This window comes from Carnobacterium sp. (assembly GCF_032094055.1).
Classification (GTDB): Bacteria; Bacillota; Bacilli; order Lactobacillales; family Carnobacteriaceae; genus Carnobacterium_A.
In genome coordinates this window covers 2,627-8,959 of record NZ_DAMDAK010000021.1, presented here as the reverse complement: position 1 = coordinate 8,959, position 6,333 = coordinate 2,627, and the positions used below count along the sequence as shown (strand labels likewise).

5 protein-coding genes are annotated in these 6,333 nt (G+C 36.0%); all 5 read left to right on the top strand.

Translation table 11 applies throughout. The features are described from left to right. Nucleotides 1–2,245: DEAD/DEAH box helicase (locus RT405_RS05010; RefSeq protein ID WP_313468096.1), on the top strand; the 2,245-nt coding region annotated here is incomplete at its 5' end. A gap of 311 nt (nucleotides 2,246–2,556) precedes the next feature. Beyond that, nucleotides 2,557–3,345: a 30S ribosomal protein S2 gene (gene rpsB / locus RT405_RS05005; RefSeq protein ID WP_035027961.1), complete on the top strand. Its 789-nt coding sequence runs from the start codon at nucleotides 2,557–2,559 to the stop codon at nucleotides 3,343–3,345. Between the two features lie 132 nt (nucleotides 3,346–3,477). Further along, entirely contained in the window at nucleotides 3,478–4,359 is an 882-nt protein-coding gene (tsf, locus tag RT405_RS05000) for a translation elongation factor Ts (protein ID WP_313468093.1), read from the top strand. A 195-nt stretch (nucleotides 4,360–4,554) separates the two neighbouring features. Further along, nucleotides 4,555–5,283 carry a UMP kinase gene (gene pyrH, locus RT405_RS04995; RefSeq protein ID WP_035027968.1) on the top strand — a complete coding sequence of 243 codons (729 nt, stop codon included), beginning with the start codon at nucleotides 4,555–4,557 and terminating at the stop codon, nucleotides 5,281–5,283. Beyond that, a complete protein-coding gene (frr, locus tag RT405_RS04990) occupies nucleotides 5,280–5,837 on the top strand; it encodes a ribosome recycling factor (RefSeq protein ID WP_035027970.1) in 558 nt (185 codons plus the stop codon). Before pyrH ends, frr begins: the two co-directional genes overlap by 4 nt. Nucleotides 5,838–6,333 lie beyond the last annotated feature (496 nt).

Sequence of the window (6,333 nt, the reverse complement as noted above, 5' to 3'; positions counted from 1 at the left end):
ATTCTACTTTTTACAGCGGTATGATGGGAAAGACATAGAAATACTTCCTCAAAATATGCCGGATTTCACTGCATATGTGATGCCAATGCTGACTAAAATAGGAGAAGTAGCCATTGATGAGGAATTGAAAAATTCATTTATTCAAGAACCATTAAAAACGACTATTTATTTTAAGTATGAAAAAGATACGGTGCATGCAACAGTAGAATTTAATTATAAACAACTTGTTTTATCTACAAATCCTGAAGAGAATCAATTACCCGATGTAGGCGTTCAAATTATACGCGATAGCCAAAAAGAAATGCAGGTACTAAATCGCTTAAAAGAATTTAATTACCATCGAACCCAAACGTCGTATGCAAAACGAATGGTGCGTGACGATGATTTTTATACTTTATTTACTAAAGAAATACCAATACTAGAGCTTGACGCAACGGTTTATGTAGATGATTTATTAGATAGCATGTTTTTAGACCAGATTGATCCTGAAACAAATATTGATATTCAAAATGATGGCTCCTTATTGGATATTCGCTTTGATATCGGCGGAATTACGTCGGAAGAAGTAGATAAGGTCTTAAAAAGTTTAAGTGAAAAGAAATCTTTCCATAAATTAGATAACGGAACCTTGATCGATTTGGATACAGATGACTTTAAACAAATTAGCGATGTATTGAATGAGCTGCGCATTTCAAAAAACTTTCAAAATGGGAAAATCAGCTTACCAAGTTATCGGGGATTAGAGTTACATGAAAAATTTGGCTTAGAAGAAAAGAACAAACAAACTTTATCTAGAAAATTTCAAGACTTAATTCAAGATTTGAATTTTCCAGATCAATTTGACGCAGTCCTTCCTAAAGGTTTGCAAGCCGATCTAAGGCCTTACCAAGTTACTGGGTATAAATGGTTAAAAATGCTTTCTAAGTATGGATTCGGCGGTATTTTAGCTGATGATATGGGACTGGGTAAAACTCTTCAAGTTATCGCATATATGCTTTCTGAGATTGAAGAAAATGGAAAAAACGATCCTTTCCTAATCGTTGCACCTGCTTCCCTGACGTATAACTGGCATTACGAAATCATGAAATTTGCACCTGCTATGGAAAGTTTTGTTGTGTCGGGAACAGCAGAAGAAAGAACTGCTATGATTCAAGCAGCTCAATCTAACCAAGTTTTAATCACGTCTTACCCTAGTTTTAGACAAGATGCCGACATCTATAAAAAACAAAGTTTTAGTCTCTTGACGTTAGATGAATCGCAAATGGTTAAAAATTACCATACCAAGACAGCACAAGCATTAAGAGGGTTAAATATAAAAAAACGATTCGCTTTAAGTGGTACACCGATTGAAAATAAGATTGAAGAATTATGGGCAATTTTCCAGTTGATCATGCCAGGATTTTTTCCGGGCATCAAACAATTTAAAACACTGCCTTATGAACAAATTTCAAAAATGATTCGTCCATTTGTATTGCGCCGAATCAAAAAAGATGTTTTAAAGGAATTGCCTGAAAAAATAGAAACAAATCTGTATAGCTCAATGACAAAAGAGCAAAAGACAGTGTATTTGGCTTACCTACAACGGATTCAAGAGAGCGTTCAGAACATGTCAGGAGAAGATTTCAGGAAAAATCGGATAGAGATTTTGTCTGGATTAACAAGATTACGTCAAATTTGTTGTGATCCAAGATTATTCCTTGAAGACTATGAAGGAGAATCGGGTAAATTAGAACAATTAAAAGAACTATTGGAAACAGCCAGAGAAAGCGGCAAACGTGTCTTGATTTTTTCTCAATTCACTTCCATGCTATCCATTATTGAAAAAGAGCTTGCTGAAAGTGGAATAGATACATTTTATATCAGCGGGCAAACTAAGCCGAAAGACCGGTTGGAAATGGTCAATCGTTTCAACGATGGTGAGAAAGAGATTTTCTTGATTTCGTTGAAAGCCGGAGGAACAGGATTAAACTTAACGGGTGCCGATACCGTGATTCTATATGACTTATGGTGGAACCCAGCTGTGGAAGAACAAGCCGCCGGTAGAGCTCACCGTTTAGGACAGAAGAAAGTCGTTGAAGTTTGGCGTTTAATAGCAGAAGGAACGATCGAGGAGAAAATCAATTCACTGCAACAAGAGAAGAAAGCCTTATTTGATCAAGTGATAACAGCTGAAGGCGGAGACCAAAAATCCTTGACCCAATTAACAGAAGCAGATATTCGCGAAATTTTGAGCATCGGAAGCTAGCTTCACTAAGCAGTAAGCAGCAAAAAAGCAGATGCTATATTTGGAGTAGAAGTTACTACTAATGCTTGAATGACCGGCTAGCTGTGCTTATCCAACGCTTTCGTAATGAGCAAGTTATATTTAATCACTTTCAAAAAAAAGAGATTATGCTTGATTTATCAGAAGATAACTTATATAATAATAAACGGTGTTAAAACACCAACTAATTTCACACCTCAAAGGATGTAAAGGACGGTGCTTGAGCGATCAAGTCTCCTTGCAGTTGATTTTGAGGGAGGGAAAAAATAAAAACCAAATGGAGGAAACAAATCATGGCAGTAATCTCAATGAAACAATTGCTTGAAGCAGGCGTACATTTTGGTCACCAAACTCGTCGTTGGAACCCTAAAATGAAACGTTTTATCTTTACAGAAAGAAACGGTATCTACATTATCGACTTACAAAAAACTGTTAAGTTAGCTGATGCAGCATACAACTACATGAAAGAAGTATCTGAAAACGGCGGAATCGCGTTATTCGTAGGTACTAAAAAACAAGCACAAGAAGCAATTAAAGAAGAAGCTATCCGTTCAGGACAATTCTATGTAAATCACCGTTGGTTAGGTGGAACATTGACAAACTGGGATACGATCCAAAAACGTATTAAACGTTTGAAAGAGATCAACAAAATGGAAGAAGACGGAACTTTTGAAGTCCTTCCTAAAAAAGAAGTAGGTATCTTACTAAAACAACGTGACCGTTTAGAAAAATTCTTAGGCGGAATTCAAGATATGCCTAGAATCCCAGACGTTATGTTTGTTGTAGATCCTCGTAAAGAACGTATTGCAATCCAAGAAGCGCATAAATTAAACATTCCAATCGTAGCTATGGTTGATACAAACTGTGATCCAGATGAAATCGATGTAATCATTCCATCTAATGATGACGCAATCCGCGCTGTTAAATTAATTACTTCTAAAATGGCTGACGCTATGATCGAAGGAAACCAAGGTGAAGATGAAGTTGTTGAAGAAACTTTCACAGCTGAAGCTCCTGCAACTAATGAAACAGCAACAATTGAAGAAATCGTCGAAGCAGTTGAAGGCGACAACGCAGAATAATTAAATAATTAACGGCTGTCTCGAGCAAAAGGAGAAGTGAGAAGCGACTTTATACGAAGCGGCATCATTTCAATTTTATTTGAGACAGCTTTTTTGTGAAATAGAAGAAAACACATTAGGAGGAAATTTATAATGGCACAAGTAACAGCTAAATTAGTTAAAGAATTACGCGATATGACAGGTGTTGGCATGATGGATGCTAAAAAAGCTCTAGTGGCAGTTGATGGAGACATCGATGCAGCAGTAGATCACTTAAGAGAAACTGGATTAGCAAAAGCTGCTAAAAAAGCAGACCGTATTGCTGCAGAAGGACTAGCAGGAGTTTTTGTTGATGGAAATGTTGCTGCTATCACAGAAATCAATTCAGAAACAGATTTTGTTTCTAAAAATGAACAATTCCAAAAATTAGTAAAAGATGTAACAGAAGCTATTGCTGAAGGCAACCCAGAAACTCTTGAAGATGCTCAAGCATTAAAAGCTGGCGACGGTACTGTTGAATCTGAAGTTCTTTCAGCAACAACGAAAATCGGAGAAAAAATTGGCCTACGTCGTTTTGCAAGAATTGAAAAAACAGATGCTGATGCTTTTGGAGCTTATTCTCATATGGGTGGACGTATCGCTGTCTTGACTATTCTTGAAGGAACAACTGACGAAGACGTTGCACGTGATGTTGCTATGCATATCGCTGCAATCAATCCTAAATATGTGTCACGTGATCAAGTTTCTCAAGAAGAAATTGACCATGAAACAAAAGTATTAACAGAACAAGCTTTAAATGAAGGAAAACCAGCTAATATCGTTGAAAAAATGATTGTTGGCCGTTTGAATAAATACTTGGCTGAAATCAGCTTACTTGACCAACCATTTGTTAAAGACCCAGACATGACTGTTGGTAAATACGTTGCTTCTAAAGGAGCTTCAGTGAAAGCTTTTGTCCGTTTTGAAGTAGGAGAAGGTATTGAAAAACGTGAAGAAAACTTTGCTGAAGAAGTAATGAGTCAAGTTAAAAAATAATAGTTCACGCTAATGGAGTATTTGGGAGGACGCATTTTTTTGCGGCCTCTTTTTTTGAAGTGCTAACTTAAAAAGAGGTAGAAACCGTTTTGACCGAAAAAGCAAAAAAATTACATATTGTTATGGATTATAAATGAAGTTTTTACTAAAATATGGTAGACTAAAAAGAGTGTAAGAGCCAATGGAGGGAAAAAAATGATTGAACCGAAATATAAACGCATTGTCTTAAAAGTCAGCGGTGAAGCTTTAGCTGGAGATTCAGGATTTGGAATACAACCACCGACAATTCAAAAAATTTGTAAAGAAATTAAAGAAGTTCGGGATTTAGGTGTTGAAGTCGCTATTGTAGTTGGCGGCGGAAATATTTGGCGCGGCCAGATTGGTTCTGAAATGGGAATGGAAAGAGCTCAAGCAGATTACATGGGAATGCTCGCAACCGTAATGAATGCATTGGCTTTACAAGACTGCCTTGAGAATGAAGGCGTTCCGACGCGAGTGCAAACATCAATTGAAATGCGTCAAATAGCCGAACCATATATCCGACGGAAAGCAGAAAGACATTTAGAAAAAGGCCGTGTAGTTATTTTTGCTGGCGGGACTGGTAATCCTTATTTTTCTACTGATACAACTGCTGCATTACGAGCTGCCGAAATTGGAGCCGATGTTATTTTAATGGCTAAAAACAATGTAGACGGTGTTTATTCTGCTGATCCAAAGACAGACAGTTCTGCAATCAAATTCGAAGAACTGACACACTTAGATGTCATCAATAAAGGCCTTCAAGTGATGGATACAACAGCTAGTTCATTAAGTATGGATAATGATATTCCATTGGTTGTCTTTAATTTAAATGAACCAGGCAATATTAAACGTGTTGCTTTAGGTGAAACGATTGGAACTACAGTAAGGGGGAAAAAAGCATGAGCAAACAATTATTAAGTGAAACTAAAGATAAAATGACAAAAGCTGAGCAAGCTTTTCAACGTGAATTAGGAACGATCCGTGCAGGACGAGCAAATGCTGCATTATTAGATCGTGTACAAGTTAGTTATTACGGTGCACCTACACCTTTAAATCAAATCGCTCAGATTTCTGTACCAGAAGCCCGAGTCTTGATGATCACGCCTTTTGATAAAACGGCTTTGAAAGAAATTGAAAAAGCCCTTCTACAAAGTGATATAGGAATCACTCCAAATAATGATGGCAATGTTATTCGCTTAGTTATTCCGCAATTGACAGAAGACAGAAGAAAAGAATTAGCTAAGCAAGTAGGAAAAGAAGCTGAAAATTCAAAAATTTCTGTTCGTAATATCCGACGCGATGCCATTGATGAATTAAAGAAAGCAGAAAAAAATAAAGAATTAACTTCAGATGATGTGCATGGCTATGAAGAAGATGTTCAAAAATTAACAGATGCCAGCATTAAAAATATTGACGCTATTGCTGCTGAAAAAGAAAAAGAGTTGTTAGAAGTTTAATTCCTTGTCTTTAAGTAAAAACACCTCACAAACCTTACTGAATAAAGGTCATGAGGTGTTTTCTTTTTTTGTTTACTGTTCTTTCTTGGTTTGGGGCTTATCCTCTTTTAATAAATAAGATGTAATTTTTGCGGCAAAGTAAGAAACAATAAAACTAACAAGCATGTTTTTAACTCTTTTTTTCATAGAATTCCTTCCTTTCTTTTGGTAGATAACCAACTAGCGATGTAAAGAAAGTATACCATTTTTACTGTTAAAGTAAAAAATATAGCTTGTTGATTAACCTCAGGAAATGGAACTTTTCTTTATAATCCTCCTTTTAAGTTTTTTAAAATTTATAGGAAACCGTTAAGTTCTTTATTTATTGTAGGCATTTATATCAGATTTTGCTACAATAGTATAAGTTGCTGAGTAATGGACCGGAGGGATTTAGATGAAACATTTTTTTAGAAATGAAAAAAATAAACCGACTGATACAACTGAAATGCTTTTTAAT

Excerpts from the sequence above, each read along its gene's own strand:
- rpsB (WP_035027961.1), top strand. The coding sequence starts at position 2,557 with ATGGCAGTAATCTCAATGAAACAATTGCTTGAAGCAGGCGTACATTTT.
- tsf (WP_313468093.1), top strand. The coding sequence starts at position 3,478 with ATGGCACAAGTAACAGCTAAATTAGTTAAAGAATTACGCGATATGACA.
- pyrH (WP_035027968.1), top strand. The coding sequence starts at position 4,555 with ATGATTGAACCGAAATATAAACGCATTGTCTTAAAAGTCAGCGGTGAA.
- frr (WP_035027970.1), top strand. The coding sequence starts at position 5,280 with ATGAGCAAACAATTATTAAGTGAAACTAAAGATAAAATGACAAAAGCT.